At 58.7% G+C, this 16,352-nt stretch carries 18 protein-coding genes; 3 read left to right on the top strand and 15 right to left on the bottom strand.

What is annotated here, in order from left to right:
• Positions 1–49 precede the first annotated feature (49 nt).
• The 12 genes from FE702_RS07005 to FE702_RS06950 form a co-directional block, all read right to left on the bottom strand.
• Positions 50–1,348 (bottom strand): glutamine synthetase family protein, encoded by a 1,299-nt coding sequence (locus FE702_RS07005; protein ID WP_147125535.1) that lies wholly within the window; start codon positions 1,346–1,348, stop codon positions 50–52.
• Between the two features lie 11 nt (positions 1,349–1,359).
• On the bottom strand, positions 1,360–2,157 hold the full coding sequence (locus tag FE702_RS07000; protein WP_147125534.1) for an ABC transporter permease: 798 nt from the start codon (positions 2,155–2,157) through the stop codon (positions 1,360–1,362).
• On the bottom strand, positions 2,154–3,017 hold the full coding sequence (locus FE702_RS06995; protein WP_147126154.1) for an ABC transporter permease: 864 nt from the start codon (positions 3,015–3,017) through the stop codon (positions 2,154–2,156). The genes FE702_RS07000 and FE702_RS06995 overlap by 4 nt, the downstream gene beginning before the upstream one ends.
• 76 nt (positions 3,018–3,093) lie before the next feature.
• The gene (locus FE702_RS06990) at positions 3,094–3,819 is read right to left on the bottom strand and encodes a transporter substrate-binding domain-containing protein (protein ID WP_147125533.1); all 726 of its coding nucleotides are present in this window, start codon (positions 3,817–3,819) and stop codon (positions 3,094–3,096) included.
• Positions 3,820–3,845: 26 nt separating this feature from the next.
• Positions 3,846–4,619, bottom strand: coding sequence for an ABC transporter ATP-binding protein (locus FE702_RS06985; protein ID WP_147125532.1), 774 nt, complete (start codon positions 4,617–4,619; stop codon positions 3,846–3,848).
• Between the two features lie 93 nt (positions 4,620–4,712).
• Positions 4,713–5,423 carry a phosphate/phosphite/phosphonate ABC transporter substrate-binding protein gene (locus FE702_RS06980; RefSeq protein WP_147125531.1) on the bottom strand — a complete coding sequence of 237 codons (711 nt, stop codon included), beginning with the start codon at positions 5,421–5,423 and terminating at the stop codon, positions 4,713–4,715.
• A 6-nt stretch (positions 5,424–5,429) separates the two neighbouring features.
• Positions 5,430–5,864 carry a tellurite resistance TerB family protein gene (locus FE702_RS06975; protein WP_147125530.1) on the bottom strand — a complete coding sequence of 145 codons (435 nt, stop codon included), beginning with the start codon at positions 5,862–5,864 and terminating at the stop codon, positions 5,430–5,432.
• Between the two features lie 32 nt (positions 5,865–5,896).
• Positions 5,897–6,190, bottom strand: coding sequence for a DUF1330 domain-containing protein (locus FE702_RS06970; RefSeq protein ID WP_147125529.1), 294 nt, complete (start codon positions 6,188–6,190; stop codon positions 5,897–5,899).
• Positions 6,191–6,193: 3 nt separating this feature from the next.
• Entirely contained in the window at positions 6,194–6,655 is a 462-nt protein-coding gene (locus FE702_RS06965; RefSeq protein WP_147125528.1) for a tellurite resistance TerB family protein, read from the bottom strand.
• A gap of 3 nt (positions 6,656–6,658) precedes the next feature.
• Positions 6,659–8,302 carry a CTP synthase gene (gene pyrG / locus FE702_RS06960; RefSeq protein ID WP_147125527.1) on the bottom strand — a complete coding sequence of 548 codons (1,644 nt, stop codon included), beginning with the start codon at positions 8,300–8,302 and terminating at the stop codon, positions 6,659–6,661.
• A 154-nt stretch (positions 8,303–8,456) separates the two neighbouring features.
• Entirely contained in the window at positions 8,457–8,801 is a 345-nt protein-coding gene (secG, locus tag FE702_RS06955) for a preprotein translocase subunit SecG (protein ID WP_147125526.1), read from the bottom strand.
• Positions 8,802–8,903: 102 nt separating this feature from the next.
• A complete protein-coding gene (locus tag FE702_RS06950) occupies positions 8,904–9,302 on the bottom strand; it encodes a DUF6524 family protein (RefSeq protein ID WP_147125525.1) in 399 nt (132 codons plus the stop codon).
• Positions 9,303–9,420: 118 nt separating this feature from the next.
• On the opposite strand from FE702_RS06950, the gene FE702_RS06945 reads away from it, so the two are divergent.
• Together FE702_RS06945 and FE702_RS06940 are read left to right on the top strand one after the other, a co-directional pair.
• Positions 9,421–10,713, top strand: coding sequence for an adenylosuccinate synthase (locus FE702_RS06945; protein ID WP_147125524.1), 1,293 nt, complete (start codon positions 9,421–9,423; stop codon positions 10,711–10,713).
• Between the two features lie 31 nt (positions 10,714–10,744).
• Entirely contained in the window at positions 10,745–10,993 is a 249-nt protein-coding gene (locus FE702_RS06940; RefSeq protein WP_147125523.1) for a DUF2842 domain-containing protein, read from the top strand.
• Positions 10,994–11,064: 71 nt separating this feature from the next.
• Here FE702_RS06940 and FE702_RS06935 read toward each other — a convergent pair whose 3' ends face one another.
• Positions 11,065–13,125: a hypothetical protein gene (locus FE702_RS06935; RefSeq protein ID WP_147125522.1), complete on the bottom strand. Its 2,061-nt coding sequence runs from the start codon at positions 13,123–13,125 to the stop codon at positions 11,065–11,067.
• 157 nt (positions 13,126–13,282) lie between these two features.
• Here FE702_RS06935 and FE702_RS06930 point away from each other — a divergent pair, with 157 nt between their 5' ends.
• On the top strand, positions 13,283–13,957 hold the full coding sequence (locus FE702_RS06930) for a thiamine diphosphokinase (protein ID WP_147125521.1): 675 nt from the start codon (positions 13,283–13,285) through the stop codon (positions 13,955–13,957).
• Here the strand turns inward: FE702_RS06930 and FE702_RS06925 are convergent.
• Both FE702_RS06925 and FE702_RS06920 read right to left on the bottom strand, forming a co-directional pair.
• Positions 13,887–14,813 (bottom strand): DMT family transporter, encoded by a 927-nt coding sequence (locus FE702_RS06925; protein WP_147125520.1) that lies wholly within the window; start codon positions 14,811–14,813, stop codon positions 13,887–13,889. The two genes, FE702_RS06930 and FE702_RS06925, sit on opposite strands and share 71 nt — an antisense overlap.
• 42 nt (positions 14,814–14,855) lie before the next feature.
• Complete coding sequence (locus FE702_RS06920; protein WP_147125519.1) at positions 14,856–16,229, bottom strand: L-serine ammonia-lyase; 1,374 nt, start codon at positions 16,227–16,229, stop codon at positions 14,856–14,858.
• Positions 16,230–16,352 lie beyond the last annotated feature (123 nt).

Raw genomic sequence — 16,352 nt, 5'->3', positions numbered from 1 at the left:
TGTTGATTGCGCCTGACGCTAAGCAAGGCGCAGGCGAATGAAAAGAGGTTCAGAGCAGGTCTACCAGAAGCGCCGTCAGCTCGGTCTCTGAGATCCGGGCCATTCGATCCATTTCCTGCCGCTTGGTGCGGCGCAGATTGTCGATCAACTGAGTGGGCAGAATGCGGTGCAGGTCCGGGTCATCGAGTGCATCGACGGCTTGCGCAAGATCAGGCGCAAGCGCTTGGGGCGCGTCGGCCGTATATGCATTGCCGTTGGTTTCAGGTGGCGGTGTGCGGGCGTCTTCGATCCCGATCAGCATGCCACCCAGCACCGCTGCAAAAAGCAGATAAGGGTTCACATCCCCCCCAGCGACGCGATGTTCGATACGGGTGGCCTCGGGTGGCCCTGCCGGGATGCGCAGCGCGACGGTTCGGTTGTCATGTCCCCACGTCGCCGCCGTTGGTGCATGTGCATTGTCGACAAAGCGCGCATAGCTGGGCGCGAATGGCGCAAGGATTGCCGTGGACGCGTTCATGGTATCAAGACACCCGGCGATGGCCTGCTCCAGCAATGCGGGTTGATCACGGAAGACGTTGGCGCCGTCTTGATCGACGATCGAGGCATGCATGTGCAGCCCGGTTCCGCTTTCGTGGGCAAAAGGTTTGGGAAGGAATGTCGCCGTCATCCCGTGCTGAAACGCGACGCCCTTGATCAATTCACGCATCAGCAAGGTGTCGTCCGCCGCCCGCAGGGCGGGGCCGTGGCCTAGAGTGACTTCGAACTGACCCAAGGCAGCTTCGGACGTCACCACCTGATCCGGTAGGCCCATGGCCCGCGCGCCGCGTTCGACGTCATCAAAGAAAGCGGCGAATTGGTCGATCTCGCGTAGCGACAGGATTTCGGGGTGTTTCACCCGGCGGCCAGTCGTCGGGTTTAAGGGCGCTGCGAGCGCGCCGTCGGTTTCCACGAGAAAAAACTCAAGCTCTACCGCGCACATCGGAGTCCAGCCGCGCGCGGCGTAGCGATCAAGCACCCGCATGAGGGCCTGGCGTGGATCACCGGCAAAAGGCGTGCCGTCTGGGCGTGCGAGCGTGGCAAGCACCAAAGACGGCGTACCAGGCACCCATGGCATAGGCACGGGACCACGGTCGGTCGGCACCAGAACGCCATCGGCATCCCCGCTTTGAAACACAAGCGGCGAACCCTCAATGTCGGCCCCAAAGATGTCCACGTTCAAGGCCGATAGCGGCAGTTGCATGGTCGCGGTGGTCTTGGCGGCAGGGATGCGTTTGCCGCGCAACTGGCCGTTCAAATCCACGGCTGCAATGCGGGCGGAAGCATTTGGGGTTTGGGGCGTATCCGTCATGCCGTGCCTGATCAGCGCAGGATTTGCGGGCGATAGCGGATCTTGGGCACCACGGGCAAGTGCCTGTTCAGCCGGCGGTTGGCCAATCCGAACAAACCGATCACGACCAAGGTCAGCAAGATGAAATAGAAGGCGAGGATCGGGTAGGGGACAAAGGGATTGAAGGTCTTGTCCGCGAAGTAATTGGCGTAATAGAGCGCATCACCTTGCTGGCGCGATGCTGGAAATCCGCTGAAGAACACCAGTGCCGTGGCATGGAACAGAAAGATCGCCTCGTTTGTGTAGGCAGGCCATGCGAGACGCATCTGGGTTGGCCATATAATCCGACGAAAGCGTTTCCACCCGGTCATGCCGTAGGCGTCTGCGGCCTCGATCTCTCCTCTTGGGACAGATTGATAGGCCCCATAGAAAATTTCGGCAGAGTAGGCAGCGGTATTCAGGAAAAGCACAATCAATGCGCCCGCCCATGCCGATGTCAGCCAAGGCAGATAGCCCGCCTGTTTCAATTCGAGGAAGAGGAAGTATGCGAGGAAGAACTGGATGAAGAGCGGCGACCCCCGGAAGATCAGGATGAACCAATCCGCTGGTTTCGACACCCATGCATGGCGCGACGCCTTGGCCAGCGCGACCGCATTCGCAAGGAAGAAACCAGCGAGCAGCGCCAAAACACCGAAGTAGACGTTCCAGATCATGCCAGAACCAATCAGCGTGAAGTGCTGGCACAGCGTAAAGTCTTCGCGCGGCAGCAATCGCTCACCATAACCGATTGAACGAAACGCATAGGCCTGAACGGTTTCCCAGCACGTCATGTGCCACCTATGGTCGCTTGTCCGCGCGTCAGACGGGCGTTGATGCGGCGCAGAACAGCCTCTGAGACGCGCGTGAAGGCGAGGTAAAAAATCAGCAGCGCGAGGAAATACCACAGCCGCCAATCGGGATGCGGATAGTCGGAGAAACGCTCCAAAGCCGTGCCGCCCAGCTCACGCGCCCAATAGACGATATCTTCGACGCCCAGAAGAAACAGCAGTGGCGTGGCCTTGATCAGAACCATCCACAGGTTTGAAAGCCCCGGCAGCGCATAGACCCACATCTGCGGGACAATGATACGCCAGAATGTTTGGCGCGGGGTCATGCCGTAGCTTTCGGCAGCTTCAAGCTGGCCACGTGGGATTGCTCGCATGGCGCCAAACAGGACATTCGCAGCGAAGGCACCAAAGACAATCGCAAAGGTCAGAACGGCAAGGAAAAACCCGTAAACCTCATGAATCCATTGCGGCGCGTTTGACAAAGGGAGTTTGGCCGACGGGCAAACCAGAAAGTCGTTGCCCTGTCGGATCGGTTCCGACCAGTCCGGGCAGAGCATCTGATGGCGCAGCCATTCGAACCCCTGATCGAGAGCAATGACAAAAAACAGAAAAAACGCGATGTCCGGCACACCGCGCACGATGGCGATGTATCCTTTACCAAACCATGCCACGGGTGGGATATTGGAGCGTGCGGCAATCGCACCGCCAAAGCCAAACGCCAAAGCCGTTGGTGCGGTGATGGCAAGAAGCGCCAGAACCGTCAAAAATGACCAATAGAATAGCTGGTGTTTGCCCGTGGTCAGATAGCACGCAAACCATTGCGCGGTCTCTAACGTGGATGGGTCTGTGCAAAACGAAAACATGCGTTGCGGCCAGTTCCGGGGCATCACCTGGTCTTAGGTGGTGGCTGCGCCCGTCAGGCGGGCGCAGCCTGTAGACTTACCAAGTCGAGGAGACTTCCCACTTGGTGATCAGTTCGTTCAGGGTGCCGTCGTCCTTCATGGACTGGATCGCCGCGTCCATCTTGGCTTTCAGTTCGCCGTCGCTTTCGCGAACGCCCATGCCAACACCGCCGCCAAGCGAGACAAGCTCTTCGAGCATGACGAGGTCCGCATTTTCAGCGGCAAACGGAGCAAGGAAGGATTGGTCGGCCAGAACCGCGTCAGCTTCGCCGTTGCGAACAGCCGCGATGGTGTCTTCTGGCGTCGCGAATTCAAGGACGGTCACGCCTTGCTCAGCCAGATAGCCGGCCTGAATGGTGCCGGTTTGCGCAGCAACGACGCCGCCCGTGATGTCAGCATCCATCGAGGTGGCAAGGTATGCCGATGGATCTGGTGGCGTATAGGCTTGGGTGAAGTCGATCACTTCGTCACGCTCGTCCGTGATCGACATGCCCGCGATGATCGTGTCGTAGTTGCCGGACACAAGGTTTGGGATGATCGAATCCCACTCGTTCGTGACCCATTCGCAGGTCAGCTCGGCGCGCGCGCAGAGCTCGTCACCCAGTTCGCGCTCAAACCCGGCAACTTCGCCGTTGTCATCGAGGAAGTTCCAAGGCGCATAGGCACCTTCTGTCCCCATGCGCACGACCTCGGCATGGCTTCCGGCCAAGGCCGCACCTGCCGTCAGTGCCAGAATGGCAGTGGATTGAATCAGCAGCTTCATATGGTTTCTCCCCTTGTGAGTGCTGGTTAAGCCGCGACCGCGCTCAGGAACTGGCGCAGTCGTTCGGATTTCGGATTGTTGAATAATTCGGCGGGTGGGCCCGCTTCTTCGATCTTGCCTTGATGCAGAAAGATGACCTGATCTGACACATCCCGCGCCATCGCCATGTCATGCGTGACAAGCAGCATGGTGCGTCCTTCGGCGGCCAAGTCCTTGATCACCTTGACGACCTCTTGCTCCAATTCAGGATCAAGCGCTGATGTCGGTTCATCAAACAGCAATGCCTGTGGTTCCATCGCCAAGGCTCGTGCAATCGCCGCGCGCTGTTGTTGGCCACCCGACATCTGGGCCGGATAGACATCGCATTTGTCGCCGATCCCCACCTTTGCCAGCAGCTTGCGCGCCCGGTCTTCGACCTCGGCCTTGTCATGACCAAGGACGGTCACGGGTGCCTCCATCACGTTTTGCAGGATGGTCAGATGCGCCCAGAGATTGAATTGCTGGAACACCATCGCAAGGTTTGTGCGCATGGCCATTATCTGTTTGCGGTCGGCGGGTTTGCGGGCCAGCCCGGTTCCGCGCCATTTGACGGGATCACCGCAGAAAATGATGTCGCCGTCCTGGCTATCTTCAAGCAGGTTGCAACAGCGCAAGAGCGTGGATTTGCCGGACCCCGATGATCCGATCAGGCTGATGACGTCGCCTTTGTGTGCGGACACGTCTACGCCCTTGAGAACCTCAAGACTGCCATAGGATTTGTGCAGGTCTTTAATTTCAATGACCGGAGTGGGTGCGGACAAAGGCCACCTGTTTGCAAGCTTCAAGCGAAGACTAGGCCAGAAAACCTGCACATGCGCAATAGTGAAGCGATAGCTGTCCTAAGGTAAGGCGCGTCAAAACTGCGGTGGCGCTGGAATGGGCAATTCGAGGTAATCCGCCGCTTGAATCTGTTTGAGCCCATACATGCCCAGCGTGTCCGCATCCTCTGGTGACAACGCAGAAAAGGCCTTGGTCAAAGCTTCCACAAGGTCCGACACGTGGTCTGCCATGTTGGTGATAAAGGGCAGGGTAGGAGAGACCTCGGTGCGTGCGATCTCGACCAAATCTGCCAGTGTCGGGTCACTTGCGCGCAAAAACCGCCAGGTTGATGCATCTATCGCTGCAATATCAGCCACGCCGTCTCTGACCGCGGCTGCCGAAGCGGCATGTGAACCGGTGCACAATGATGGGTTTGTGTTCATTTCCGCCACAAATGCCCAACCTGATTGGCTTCGTCCTTCGTTGTAGGCAAGCGTCGCGTTTTCGATGGATTGGTCCGGGTTTCGCGCGATTATGACCGAATAGTAATTTCCAGCCGATGCATGTGGCAGTCGTTGGTCGGGCACACCCAGCAGATTTGTGCGGTCATAAAGCGACATGCGGTAGGGAAGCCCGCAGGTCTGCGACAGCAGCAGGTCATCCGAAGTCCACATGTCCCATAAATCGGCTCCGCGTGTCAGACTTTCCGGAGCCTCAAACGGCAAAGCATCCCGGATCAAAGTCCAAAGGCGATCGTTCGCCGCCTGTTGACCCGGAGCGTCATACATGGGCAGCGAGGCGATCATTCGAGTTTAGCCCTGGGCGCGGCGGCGCGCGATGGCGCTGTCTTGGTCCGTGACGCCTAACAGGTTGGCGACCAGTCTCAGTAATGCGTCTTCATCATGGTCGCGGACGCCGTCGGCCAGAACGACTTTCCAAAGCGCCTCAATGACGCTGGCGCGATCCTCGTAGGGCACGGCATCCTTGATCGCGCGCGTGAATCGAACCGTGTCGGGGGCTTCCGCCTCAAGCGTCTCTGCATCCGTGCGCAGTTTCTGTGCCTCAAACGGGCTCAGACCGTACCGTTCGGTGGCGATCTTGACGATCAGGTCCCGCTCATCATCGGCATAGTCTCCGTCAGAGCGGGCAACGCGCACCAAGAGCGCAGTGAGGGCAAGCCGTGCATCACCATCATCGAGAGGGTCGGGTTCAGGAGCGCTTAGGCGCGAGAGAAGGTTTGCAAACATATCAGGGATATAAGGCGTCGATTGGCGGGCTTCTACCCGTCATAGCCTGCGACAATCACAAGATCGCTGTCGGCAACACCGCTGCGCAAAGCCATCGCCGCCTGATAGCCGGCGCTTTCGTAACATGCGACGGCCGCCTCATAGGTTGGGAACTCGATCACGACGGTGCGTGGCCGTGCGTCTCCCTCTTTGAGCTGTTGTTCGCCACCGCGCACCAAAAAGCGCCCGCCGAACTCGGCCAATGGGGCCGCGTTTGCGGCCCGATAGGCATCATATGCTTCTGGGTCATGCACGGTGCCGTGGGCAATCCAGTATCCTTTGGCCATGGTTTACGTCCCATCCTTGTTAGGCATGCCGGGCAGAACGCTTGCCGCCAAGGCTGTTGCTCGGTTTGCACCGATCCCAAGGATCGCGGCGACCTGATCTATGACCTTTTCCTCGCTGCGGTGTTTCAGGCCATCGGCCAACAACACCTGCCACAAGGCTATGAACATCGATTCTCGCCCTTCTTCGGGCACTTCGCGAGCGAGGATTTCGGACAATGCCTTTGTATCCGGCATTGCTTCTTCCAGCTTTTCGCAACCGGCCCTGAACTTTGCGGCATCCACCGCCGACAGGTTGTTACGCTTGGCGAGGATGTAATCGATGCGTTCGAGCTCTTGGTATAGATACGCGTGGTCGGCCTTGGCGACCCTGACCATCAACGCACCGAACGCGTGCTCTGCGTCCGCCTCTGGCAGAGGTGTTTCATACGGTTCAGGGTCAAACAGGTGAAACAGGCGTTCGAACATGGGCTAGACCAATCGGCTGACATCTTTTGCTGCGCGGACAAAGTCGCGGAAGAGCGGATGCGGGTCAAAGGGTTTTGACTTCAGTTCCGGGTGAAACTGAACCCCGATGAACCAAGGATGATCCTTGTGCTCGACGATTTCTGGCAAACGTCCGTCTGGCGACATGCCTGAGAAAATCAAACCGCAGTCTTCAAGCTGTTCGCGGTACTTGATGTCCACTTCGTAGCGGTGGCGGTGGCGCTCTTCGATGGCGGTCTGGCCATAGACTTCGGCAACCTTCGACCCTTCGGTCAGGACAGCGTTGTAGGCGCCAAGGCGCATGGTGCCGCCCTTGTTGTCATCAACTTTGCGGCGGACCTTATGGTTGCCCTGCACCCATTCCTTGAGGTGATACACCACCGGAGTGAACCGTTTTGCACCGGCCTCATGGTCAAATTCTTCGGACCCAGCGTCGCCAAGATTGGCCAGATTGCGCGCGGCTTCGATCACGGCCATTTGCATGCCAAGGCAAATGCCCAGATAGGGCACCTTACGCTCGCGGGCGAATTGCGCCGCCTTGATCTTGCCCTCGGTTCCGCGTTCGCCAAACCCGCCGGGCACAAGGATTGCATGGAAGCCTTCGAGATGCGGCGCAGCGTCCTCTTTTTCGAACAGTTCGGCATCGACCCACTCGACCTTGACTTTCACACGGTTGGCCATGCCACCATGGGTCAGCGCCTCGGCGATGGATTTATAAGCGTCTTCCAATTGCGTGTATTTGCCAACGATGGCGACTTTGACCTCGCCTTCTGGGTTGAAGACGCGATCCGATACATCATCCCAGCGTTCAAGTTTGGGCTTCGGTGCCGGAGAAATCCCAAAGGCATCAAGAACGGCCTGATCCAGTCCCTCTTTGTGATAGGCCAGTGGGGCTTCATAGATCGACTTAAGATCTTGTGCCGCAATCACGCTATCTGGGCGCACGTTGCAGAACAGAGCCAGCTTTTCACGTTCTTTCAGAGGAATAGGACCTTCGGAGCGGCAGACGAGAACATCTGGCGCGATCCCGATTGAACGCAGTTCTTTCACGCTGTGCTGGGTCGGCTTGGTCTTAAGCTCACCAGAGGCCGCGATGTAAGGCAGCAGCGTCAGATGCATGAATATGCACTGCCCGCGGGGCTTGTCCTGGCTGAACTGGCGGATCGCCTCAAAGAATGGCAGCCCTTCGATATCACCGACGGTGCCGCCGATTTCGCAGAGCATGAAATCGACCTCGTCCTCTCCGATCGAGAGGAAGTCTTTAATCTCATTCGTCACATGCGGGATCACCTGGATTGTTTTGCCCAGATAATCGCCACGGCGTTCCTTTTCGAGAACCGTAGAATAGATCCGGCCCGAGCTGACGCTGTCCGTGTGACGGGCCGCGACGCCTGTGAAGCGTTCATAGTGACCGAGGTCCAGATCGGTTTCAGCCCCGTCATCGGTAACGAACACTTCGCCATGCTCAAACGGGCTCATCGTGCCGGGATCAACGTTGAGGTACGGGTCGAGTTTGCGCAGTCGAACCGAGTAGCCGCGCGCCTGCAACAATGCGCCCAGCGCGGCCGAAGCGAGGCCTTTGCCCAAGGACGAAACAACGCCGCCGGTGATGAAAATGAAACGCGCCATTCAGGCTCTCCCGCAGTCTGCACGCCGAAACCTCGGCGGATATATGGCAAGCACCACGGGATTTGAGCCATACAGGATTCGGCCCTGTTTGGCAATCGTGACGCAAGATAAAGCAGGGTGGCGTTGGCCACCCGCTAGGTTTTGTAGGTATTGGTTACTCTGCCGTCGGCAGAAGCGGTTCGTTCGTTGTCGGAGGCAACAAGCTGTCACCCAGATCGGGCAGCGTTGCGTCCTCTTCAACTTCGACACCCAAAACATCGACAACCGACGATGTTGATGCCTGCTGCGCAGAATAGACGGTCAGCGCAAGGGCAGCGGCCATAAAGGCGCTTCCCAGAATCCATGTGAGCCGTGTCATCGCGTTGCCTTGGCCACGTGCCTGCACGCCGCCGCCACCGCCGCCCATGCCAAGCCCGCCCCCTTCGGAGCGCTGCAAGAGGACAACACCAATCAGCGCAACGGCCAATAGCAGAAGGATGATCAGGATCACGTTTTCCATAGGCGGCATTCCAGTCGGCGGCGGGCGCTGCCATCAGCACCCTTGGATAGACTGGGGGTATCTAGAAGGTTGGGAACTGGCCCGCAACCCCCAACTCGGGCTTCATTCGTCGACATCGTCCACGTCGGCCTGCCCGGATATTGCGCGTCGGATGATGCTCCACGACATCCCGACGCCAAGCACAAAGCTGAGCGCGATGTTTCCAATCCAAAGATTCAGGTTGGCGTTTTCAAGGCTGAGCCACCCAAGGTCGTACAAAACCCACAGCAGCGCACCGATCAATGCAACCACCAGCAATACGCCAAACGCGCCGATCGAACGAAGCGTGGCGCGCAGATAGATGATGTATCCGATCAGCAGGATCAGGCCCGCAAGGACCACAAAGGACGTCTGGGTGGCATAAGAGTCGGTTGCCCAACGGACAAAATTCCACTCGGTCGGGTTGTAGGTTGTGGCGGTCAGCAGGAACGCGAATGCCCAGCGCATCAGAAACTTGGTCATAGGGACCCATTGCCGCGAGATGGGCGGTGGGTCAAGAATCAGGTTTCCCAAGCGGCGCAGGGCAGCTAAGACGCCGCGGGATTTGCGACCCGGAAGATGACCGTGAAGGAGACGGACCATGGCCAATGTTGTCGTTGTCGGCACCCAATGGGGTGACGAAGGAAAAGGCAAGATCGTCGATTGGCTGAGCGAGCGTGCAGACGTCATTGCGCGGTTCCAGGGCGGTCATAACGCGGGACATACGCTCGTGATCGACGGTGCGGTCTACAAATTGCATGCGCTGCCATCTGGCGTTGTCCGTGGCGGCAAGCTTTCGGTTATCGGCAACGGTGTGGTCCTGGACCCTTGGCATCTGGTCAAGGAAATCGAAACGGTTCGTGAGCAAGGGATCGAAATCACGCCCGAGACCCTGATGATCGCGGAAAACACGCCGTTGATCCTGCCATATCACGGTGAATTGGACCGCGCGCGCGAGAGCCAGAATTCCGTCGCCAAAATCGGCACAACCGGGCGTGGCATCGGGCCTGCCTACGAGGACAAAGTCGGTCGCCGTGTGATCCGTGTTGCAGACCTTGCCGATGATGCCACACTGGAATTGCGTGTTGATCGCGCTTTGATCCACCACAACGCTTTGCGCTCGGGTCTTGGCCTTGAGCCGGTCGACCGTGATGCTCTCATCGCCAAGCTGCGCGAGGTTGCACCAGAAATCCTGAAATACGCTGCGCCTGTCTGGAAGGTGCTGAATGAAAAGCGCCGCGCCGGTAAGCGTATCTTGTTCGAAGGGGCGCAGGGCGCGCTGCTGGATATCGATTTCGGCACCTACCCGTTCGTGACATCGTCCAACGTCATCGCCGGTCAGGCCGCAACAGGGACCGGAATTGGTCCTGGCTCAATCGACTACGTGTTGGGTATCACCAAGGCGTACACGACCCGCGTGGGCGAAGGTCCGTTTCCAACCGAGCTTGACGATGATGATGGTCAGCGACTGGGCGAACGCGGGCATGAGTTCGGTACAACGACGGGCCGCAAACGTCGCTGTGGCTGGTTTGATGCCTGTCTTGTGCGCCAAACCTGCGTGACCTCTGGCGTTTCGGGCATCTCGCTGACCAAGCTTGATGTGCTGGACGGGTTTGACGAGATCAAAATCTGTACAGGCTATGAGCTTGACGGTGAGACGCTGGATTATCTGCCCACAGCGGCTGATCTGCAGGCGCGTGTGACGCCGGTCTATGAGACGGTCAAAGGCTGGTCTGAATCGACGGCTGGCGCGCGGAGCTGGGCGGATTTGCCGGCTGAGGCGATCAAATATGTCCGCCGGATCGAGGAATTGATCCAGTGCCCTGTTGCCCTAGTTTCCACTTCACCTGAGCGGGAGGACACGATCCTTGTGACTGACCCGTTCGCGGACTGATCCGCATATTGGTTTGACAACAAGGTGGTGCATGGCCCTGAGTTATAAAGCGCGCAAGCGTTTGTCCCTTTTCGTTCTGATCGTCGCGTTGCCAGCCTACATCGTCGCGGCTGTGACGATCATGAACTGGCTGTTTCCGGACCCGCTGAATGCTCCGCCGATCTTGGTCGAATTGGGCATCTATATTGGTTTGGGCGTGCTCTGGGCCTTTCCATTGAAAGCGGTTTTCAAAGGTGTGGGACAAGCAGACCCCGATGCACCGCCTGAGGATGCCTCTTGACCCCTGCAAGGTAGGTAAACAGAAAAACGGCCCGTCGAAGCGGGCCGTTTTCTTATTGCTGGTGTCTCGATTTAACCGGCTGCGCGTGCGCCGCCATGGTCCTGCGCGGCTTCGACAAAACGGGTGTGTTCGGTGACCTCGAACTGACCGCCGCGGATCTTGTTCATACGACCTTGCCGCAAGAGCGTGCCAAAGGCCCGCAGACCGTCTTCGCGAGAAAATGACCCGTCCGGCAATGCCGATTGCACAAGCCGCATGACCTGTGGACGCGAAAAGACCTCGTTGCCTTCCACAAAAGTGGTGAAAGACGCTGCCGCTTCAAGCATGTCAGGAATTTCATCTGCGCCGACGGATGCGGCAAATTTGGCAAATTCCGGCGATGCAGCTTCAGTTGCGGCTTTGGCCTCAACACGGCGTGGACGCACAGGCTGCGCGGGGGCGGCAGGCTCTTTGGGTTGCGTTGCGTCAACGCGCTGCGATGCGACCAATTTCAGCGGAGCCGGTTTGGGGCGGTCGCCTTGTTGGCGTGCTTCTGCCTCAACAGGCTCGGCGCGTTTGGCTGGGCGCTTTGGGCGCACGACGCGGGCCAAATCCTCACGATAGGGTTGATCTACCTTGTCCGCGGCTTCAGGTCGTGGCGTGCCAGCCTTGCGTTCCGCAACGGTTGCGGCGACGGCGGCTTTCAAATGGCTGATCGCGTTTCGCCGCGTTTTGCTTGCGGGTTCGTCCATGGCCTCTTCGGTTTTTTCCAAAAGGCGGTTTACGGCTGTTTCGGCCGTATCTGCCTGCTGTTCCAAAACTGCGCGGCCAACGGTCTGGCCACGATTTGCGGGGGCTGGAGCATCCTCGTCGAAGGCGCCATCGTCCTCGGAGGCGATTGCCGGTTCTGGCTGATCATCGGCCTCTTCTTCGAGGGCTGCCAATTCACGTGCCAGCTCATCTTCTTCTTCGCGGGACAGGGTGCTCTCGACCTCTGCGTCGTCGACTTTCTCCGCCAGTTCATCAAGACCATCAAGATCGGAGAAGATCGACTCTGCGTCTTGCTCGTCGGTGATTTCTTCGACGGCTCCGTCTTCAATGACGGCCTCGAAATCTTTCTTTTTCATCTTGAGAACGCGCACCGGTGCGGGCCCATCTGCTTGCGGTTCCTCCGCGTCCGCCGTGTCTTCGGACGCGGTTTCAGAAAAATCCTCGGCGTGTTCATCCTCGGAATATTCGTCGTCTGATTTTGCTGCGCTGGTCGCGGCGACTGCGCCACCTGCAACGGCTGCGGTCCCGACAACGGCCTGAATGCGGCGCAGTTTTGCGGTCAGGCTGTCACCTTCATCCGGCTCTGGTTCCTGCACAGGCTCCGCTTGCTCGGCGTTTGAAAGAGCCACCTGCAAGTCATCCTCATCGGATGTTTCCTGAGCAGCGTCGTCTGCCTCAAGCTCGGCCGGTGGAATTTCGGCCTGTTGCTCTTCAGCCTCTGCGGCCTCGGCAGCTGCTTCTGCCTCAGCGGCGCGTGCCGCGCGGCGAGCCTGACGACGGGCGCGGGCTTCGCGTTTGGCTTCGCGTTTCGCCTCAACCGCAGCGGCTTCGCTGTCGGCGTCATCTTCGTCGGCAACATCTTCGGACTGAGCGTCGCCTGCGTCATTTACTTCAGTTGCAGCGCGGGCTTGAACGGCAGCGTCCTGTTCGGGGGCCTCTACCTGATCAGCGGCCTCGGGCACGGTATCTTGATCCGCTTCCTGCTCTGGCGCGGACAATTCCGAGACAGGCTGGGTGGTCATGTCCTCGTTTGGTTGTTCGTGCACCGATGGGGCAGCGTCTGCGGCGGCAGTGTCTTTCGATGGGGAAGGCGCGGTTTCAGTTTCAGGAGCGGGTGCTGCGGTCGCTGGAGCCGTTTGCAAAAGGACACGCCCGCCTTCGGTGCGCGCCTGAACATTGCGGGCCACTTCGCGCTCTGCGATCCGAGCCATCACTTCTGCGTCGGGTTGGGGTGGTTCAGCGCCGAAATAGCGGTCTTCTGCGGCGAGATCGCGAAAATACTCGGCGATCGCCTTCATGGTGTCGAAGCTGTCTTCGAAACCTTCCAATGTGCAGGAAAAGGTCCCGTATGAGACGGTGAGAACCTTGTTATTGCCAACCATAGCGACGACTCACTTGTATATTTGACCACTCGTTGTCGAAGTGTTTACCAAGCCGGGACGGACCGGAATGGACCGGAACCGGGAAAATTGTCGTGTATTTTCGTGGCGGGACTGTGGTCATCTGCTGATGAATACTCGATTCGCTGCGTGTTTGCCCATGTCTCGCCCCATTTCACCACAATCCGGCCCTGTCACACTGATCGGCGGGGGCGAGGCTACGCCACAAATGCTTTCCAAGGCGTTGCAGTTTGCGCCGACATGCATCGCTGCCGATGGAGGTGCCCGAGTGGCGCTTGATGCCGGGGTCATACCCGATGCTGTCATTGGCGATTTCGATAGCCTCGACGCCGAGACGCGCGCGTCCCTGCCGCCCGATCGTGTGCATCACGTTCCCGATCAAGATAGCACCGACTTTGAAAAATGTCTGGCGTCGACCAACGCGCGCTTGATCCTCGGAGTTGGGTTCTTGGGCAAACGGATGGATCACACCCTCGCGGCCTATTCAGCGCTTTTGAATGACGCGCGCCCAATCATCCTGTTGTCAGAAACTGAGCTTTGCTTCATCGCGCCGAGCAGGGTGTCGCTCGATTTGGCAGACGGCGTTCCTGTTGCGCTTTACCCGCTCTTGCCGTGCACTGTAACAAGCGAGGGCTTGCGCTATCCACTGGATCGCGCGGATGTGGCCCCCGATGGGCTGATCAGCACGTCAAATCATGCAACCGGGACAGTCAGCATCGCAACAGACCGTCATGGGCTTTTGGTCATTCTGCCGGAGAATTGCCTTGAGACCGTGATCCAATCGCTGACGACTGACGCTGCTCACGCCAAATAATGAACAGACCCGCCGCGATCGTGATGCAAATCCCGAGGAGCGCGAGGCCATTTGGGAAATCCCCGAAAATGGCAAATCCCACGGCGGCGGCAAAGGGGATCTCAAGATATTGCATAGGTGCAAGCGTGGCCGCAGGCGCAAATCGCAGCGATAGCGTCATCAACAGATGCGCCAGCGTTCCAACCACACCCGTGGTCGCAAGCAAGGTCCATTCCCACGCCGTTGGCATTTCAAAACCAAGCTGGGGGATGCCAAGGACCGTTCCGACCACCAGCAAAGGCACGAGGACCGCCGTCGCAATCGCACCTGAGGCGGCTTGAAGTTCAATCGCGCTGATGTCTTGGGCAAGCCGGCGTGTCTGCAGCACGAACAAGGCATAAACGATTGCCACGCCGATCGGCATCACGGCCGGCCACCCCACCTCGGCAAAGCTGGGCTGCACAACCATAAGCGTGCCCGCAAAGCCCACCGCACATGCCGTGAGGCGCGCTTTGCCAACAACCTCGTCCAGAAACCACCATCCCAGCAACAGCAGGATAAACGGCATGACAAATGCGATTGCGATGGCGTCTGCCAGTGGCAGGTAGAGCAACGAAAAGAACATCAGACAGATGCCAATGATCTGAAGCGCCGCGCGAATGGCGATTGCTCCGATCTGGTCCTTGCGGATGGTCGGCGATTTTCCCAACACGAGGGGAGACAGCAGGACGGTCTGAGACAGAAAACGTGCGACCACGATCATGACCACAGGCAAGGTCGCGCCCAGAATTTTCGAAATGGCGTCCGCAAAGGGGATCAGCAGGCAAAAGCCAAGCATCAAGACGATGCCTAGCGCTGGGCGGTCAGAGTCAGTCATGCGCCGATGCTATGCATGCGCGTGTCAATGGGAAAGCCCGCGCTAGCAGTTTGGTACATTGACCGCGAGACCTCCGAGCGAGGTCTCTTTGTATTTCTCGCTCATGTCCATGCCGGTTTGCCGCATCGTTTCGATACAGGCATCCAGGGGAACAAGGTGCGTACCATCCCCGCGCAGCGATAGCGAAGCTGCAGACACGGCCTTGATCGCGCCAAGCCCGTTGCGTTCGATACAAGGCACCTGCACCAGGCCTTTGACCGGGTCGCAGGTCATGCCGAGATGATGCTCAAGCGCGATTTCGGCGGCATTTTCGATGTGTTCCGCCGTCCCACCCATCACCGCACAAAGCCCAGCGGCCGCCATGGCCGAAGCGCTGCCGACCTCAGCCTGACACCCACATTCCGCGCCCGAAATTGAGGCATTGTGTTTTACCAATCCACCAATCGCCGCAGCGGTCAAAAGGAAATCAGGCACCTTTGACGGTGCAGCACCAGGCACATGATCCAACCAGTAGCGGATGGTCGCCGGAACGACGCCTGCGGCTCCGTTGGTGGGGGCCGTGACGACCTGACCGCCAGCGGCATTCTCTTCGTTCACCGCCATGGCGTAAACGCTCATCCAGTCGTTGATGGTGTGCGGCGCGGTCAGGTTCATGCCACGCTCGGCTTGCAAGGCATCATGGATTCCCTTGGCACGTCGCTTCACGCCCAAACCACCGGGCAGTGTGCCATCTATGTGTAGCCCCCGGTCGATGCAGGCGTTCATCACCTCCCAAATCCGGGCGATGCCCTCATCAAGCCGGTTGGGTGACATGCGTGCCAATTCATTAGCGCGTTTGAGGCCAGCAATGGATTTACCGGTCAGCGCGCACATCTCAAGCATTTCGGCAGCGGTGGTGAAAGGATAGGGGACTGGCGCGCCGTCATCAGGCGCGTCACCTGCGTTCAACTCACCTTCAGTCATCACGAAACCGCCGCCTACGGAATAGTAGGTCTCCTGCAGGATCACGTCGCCTTGGGCGTCTGTCGCCTGAAGGATCATTCCATTTGCATGGCCGGGCAGGGCCGGGCCAAAATCAAAGGCAAGATCGTCTTGTGGTGCAAATGTCAGTTCCGGAAGTCCGGGTGGCGTCACGCGACCCGTGGCTTTGATCTGGGCAAGAGCGGTCTCGGCGGCGTTGGCGTCGTAGGTTGAAGGTTCAAACCCTGCCAAGCCCAGTATGGTCGCCCGATCCGTTGCGTGTCCGACGCCCGTGAAGGCCAGTGATCCATGCAGCGACGCCTTTAGCCCCGCAAACTGAAACGGGCTGTTGCGCATCAAGTCCAGAAACCGCGCCGCTGCCACCATGGGCCCCATGGTGTGTGATGAAGACGGGCCGATGCCGACCTTGAACATATCAAAGACAGACAGAAACATGAGTTGGATGTAGGCTGGCAGGCGCAGCAGGGCAGGTGAAAATGCGACCTTGGGAGCGTCGTTTGCGCAACCTTTGTGCGGAGATGGCCCGAGGGCGACCTGCGGTGCGACTGAATTTGCGGT

This window comes from Shimia ponticola (assembly GCF_007995215.1).
GTDB lineage: Bacteria > Pseudomonadota > Alphaproteobacteria > Rhodobacterales > Rhodobacteraceae > Shimia_B > Shimia_B ponticola.
The sequence above is the reverse complement of the archived record's forward strand: the minus strand, read 5'-3'. Positions and strand labels throughout refer to the sequence as shown.

What these genes read in the sequence shown, in the direction of transcription:
- FE702_RS06945 (WP_147125524.1), top strand. Translation starts at nt 9,421, where the DNA reads ATGGCCAATGTTGTCGTTGTCGGCACCCAATGGGGTGACGAAGGAAAA.
- FE702_RS07000 (WP_147125534.1), bottom strand. Translation starts at nt 2,157, where the DNA reads ATGACGTGCTGGGAAACCGTTCAGGCCTATGCGTTTCGTTCAATCGGT.
- FE702_RS06990 (WP_147125533.1), bottom strand. Translation starts at nt 3,819, where the DNA reads ATGAAGCTGCTGATTCAATCCACTGCCATTCTGGCACTGACGGCAGGT.
- FE702_RS06995 (WP_147126154.1), bottom strand. Translation starts at nt 3,017, where the DNA reads ATGTTTTCGTTTTGCACAGACCCATCCACGTTAGAGACCGCGCAATGG.
- FE702_RS06935 (WP_147125522.1), bottom strand. Translation starts at nt 13,125, where the DNA reads ATGGTTGGCAATAACAAGGTTCTCACCGTCTCATACGGGACCTTTTCC.
- FE702_RS07005 (WP_147125535.1), bottom strand. Translation starts at nt 1,348, where the DNA reads ATGACGGATACGCCCCAAACCCCAAATGCTTCCGCCCGCATTGCAGCC.
- FE702_RS06980 (WP_147125531.1), bottom strand. Translation starts at nt 5,423, where the DNA reads ATGATCGCCTCGCTGCCCATGTATGACGCTCCGGGTCAACAGGCGGCG.
- FE702_RS06940 (WP_147125523.1), top strand. Translation starts at nt 10,745, where the DNA reads ATGGCCCTGAGTTATAAAGCGCGCAAGCGTTTGTCCCTTTTCGTTCTG.
- FE702_RS06920 (WP_147125519.1), bottom strand. Translation starts at nt 16,229, where the DNA reads ATGTTTCTGTCTGTCTTTGATATGTTCAAGGTCGGCATCGGCCCGTCT.
- pyrG (WP_147125527.1), bottom strand. Translation starts at nt 8,302, where the DNA reads ATGGCGCGTTTCATTTTCATCACCGGCGGCGTTGTTTCGTCCTTGGGC.
- FE702_RS06925 (WP_147125520.1), bottom strand. Translation starts at nt 14,813, where the DNA reads ATGACTGACTCTGACCGCCCAGCGCTAGGCATCGTCTTGATGCTTGGC.
- secG (WP_147125526.1), bottom strand. Translation starts at nt 8,801, where the DNA reads ATGGAAAACGTGATCCTGATCATCCTTCTGCTATTGGCCGTTGCGCTG.
- FE702_RS06970 (WP_147125529.1), bottom strand. Translation starts at nt 6,190, where the DNA reads ATGGCCAAAGGATACTGGATTGCCCACGGCACCGTGCATGACCCAGAA.
- FE702_RS06950 (WP_147125525.1), bottom strand. Translation starts at nt 9,302, where the DNA reads ATGACCAAGTTTCTGATGCGCTGGGCATTCGCGTTCCTGCTGACCGCC.
- FE702_RS06965 (WP_147125528.1), bottom strand. Translation starts at nt 6,655, where the DNA reads ATGTTCGAACGCCTGTTTCACCTGTTTGACCCTGAACCGTATGAAACA.
- FE702_RS06975 (WP_147125530.1), bottom strand. Translation starts at nt 5,864, where the DNA reads ATGTTTGCAAACCTTCTCTCGCGCCTAAGCGCTCCTGAACCCGACCCT.
- FE702_RS06930 (WP_147125521.1), top strand. Translation starts at nt 13,283, where the DNA reads ATGTCTCGCCCCATTTCACCACAATCCGGCCCTGTCACACTGATCGGC.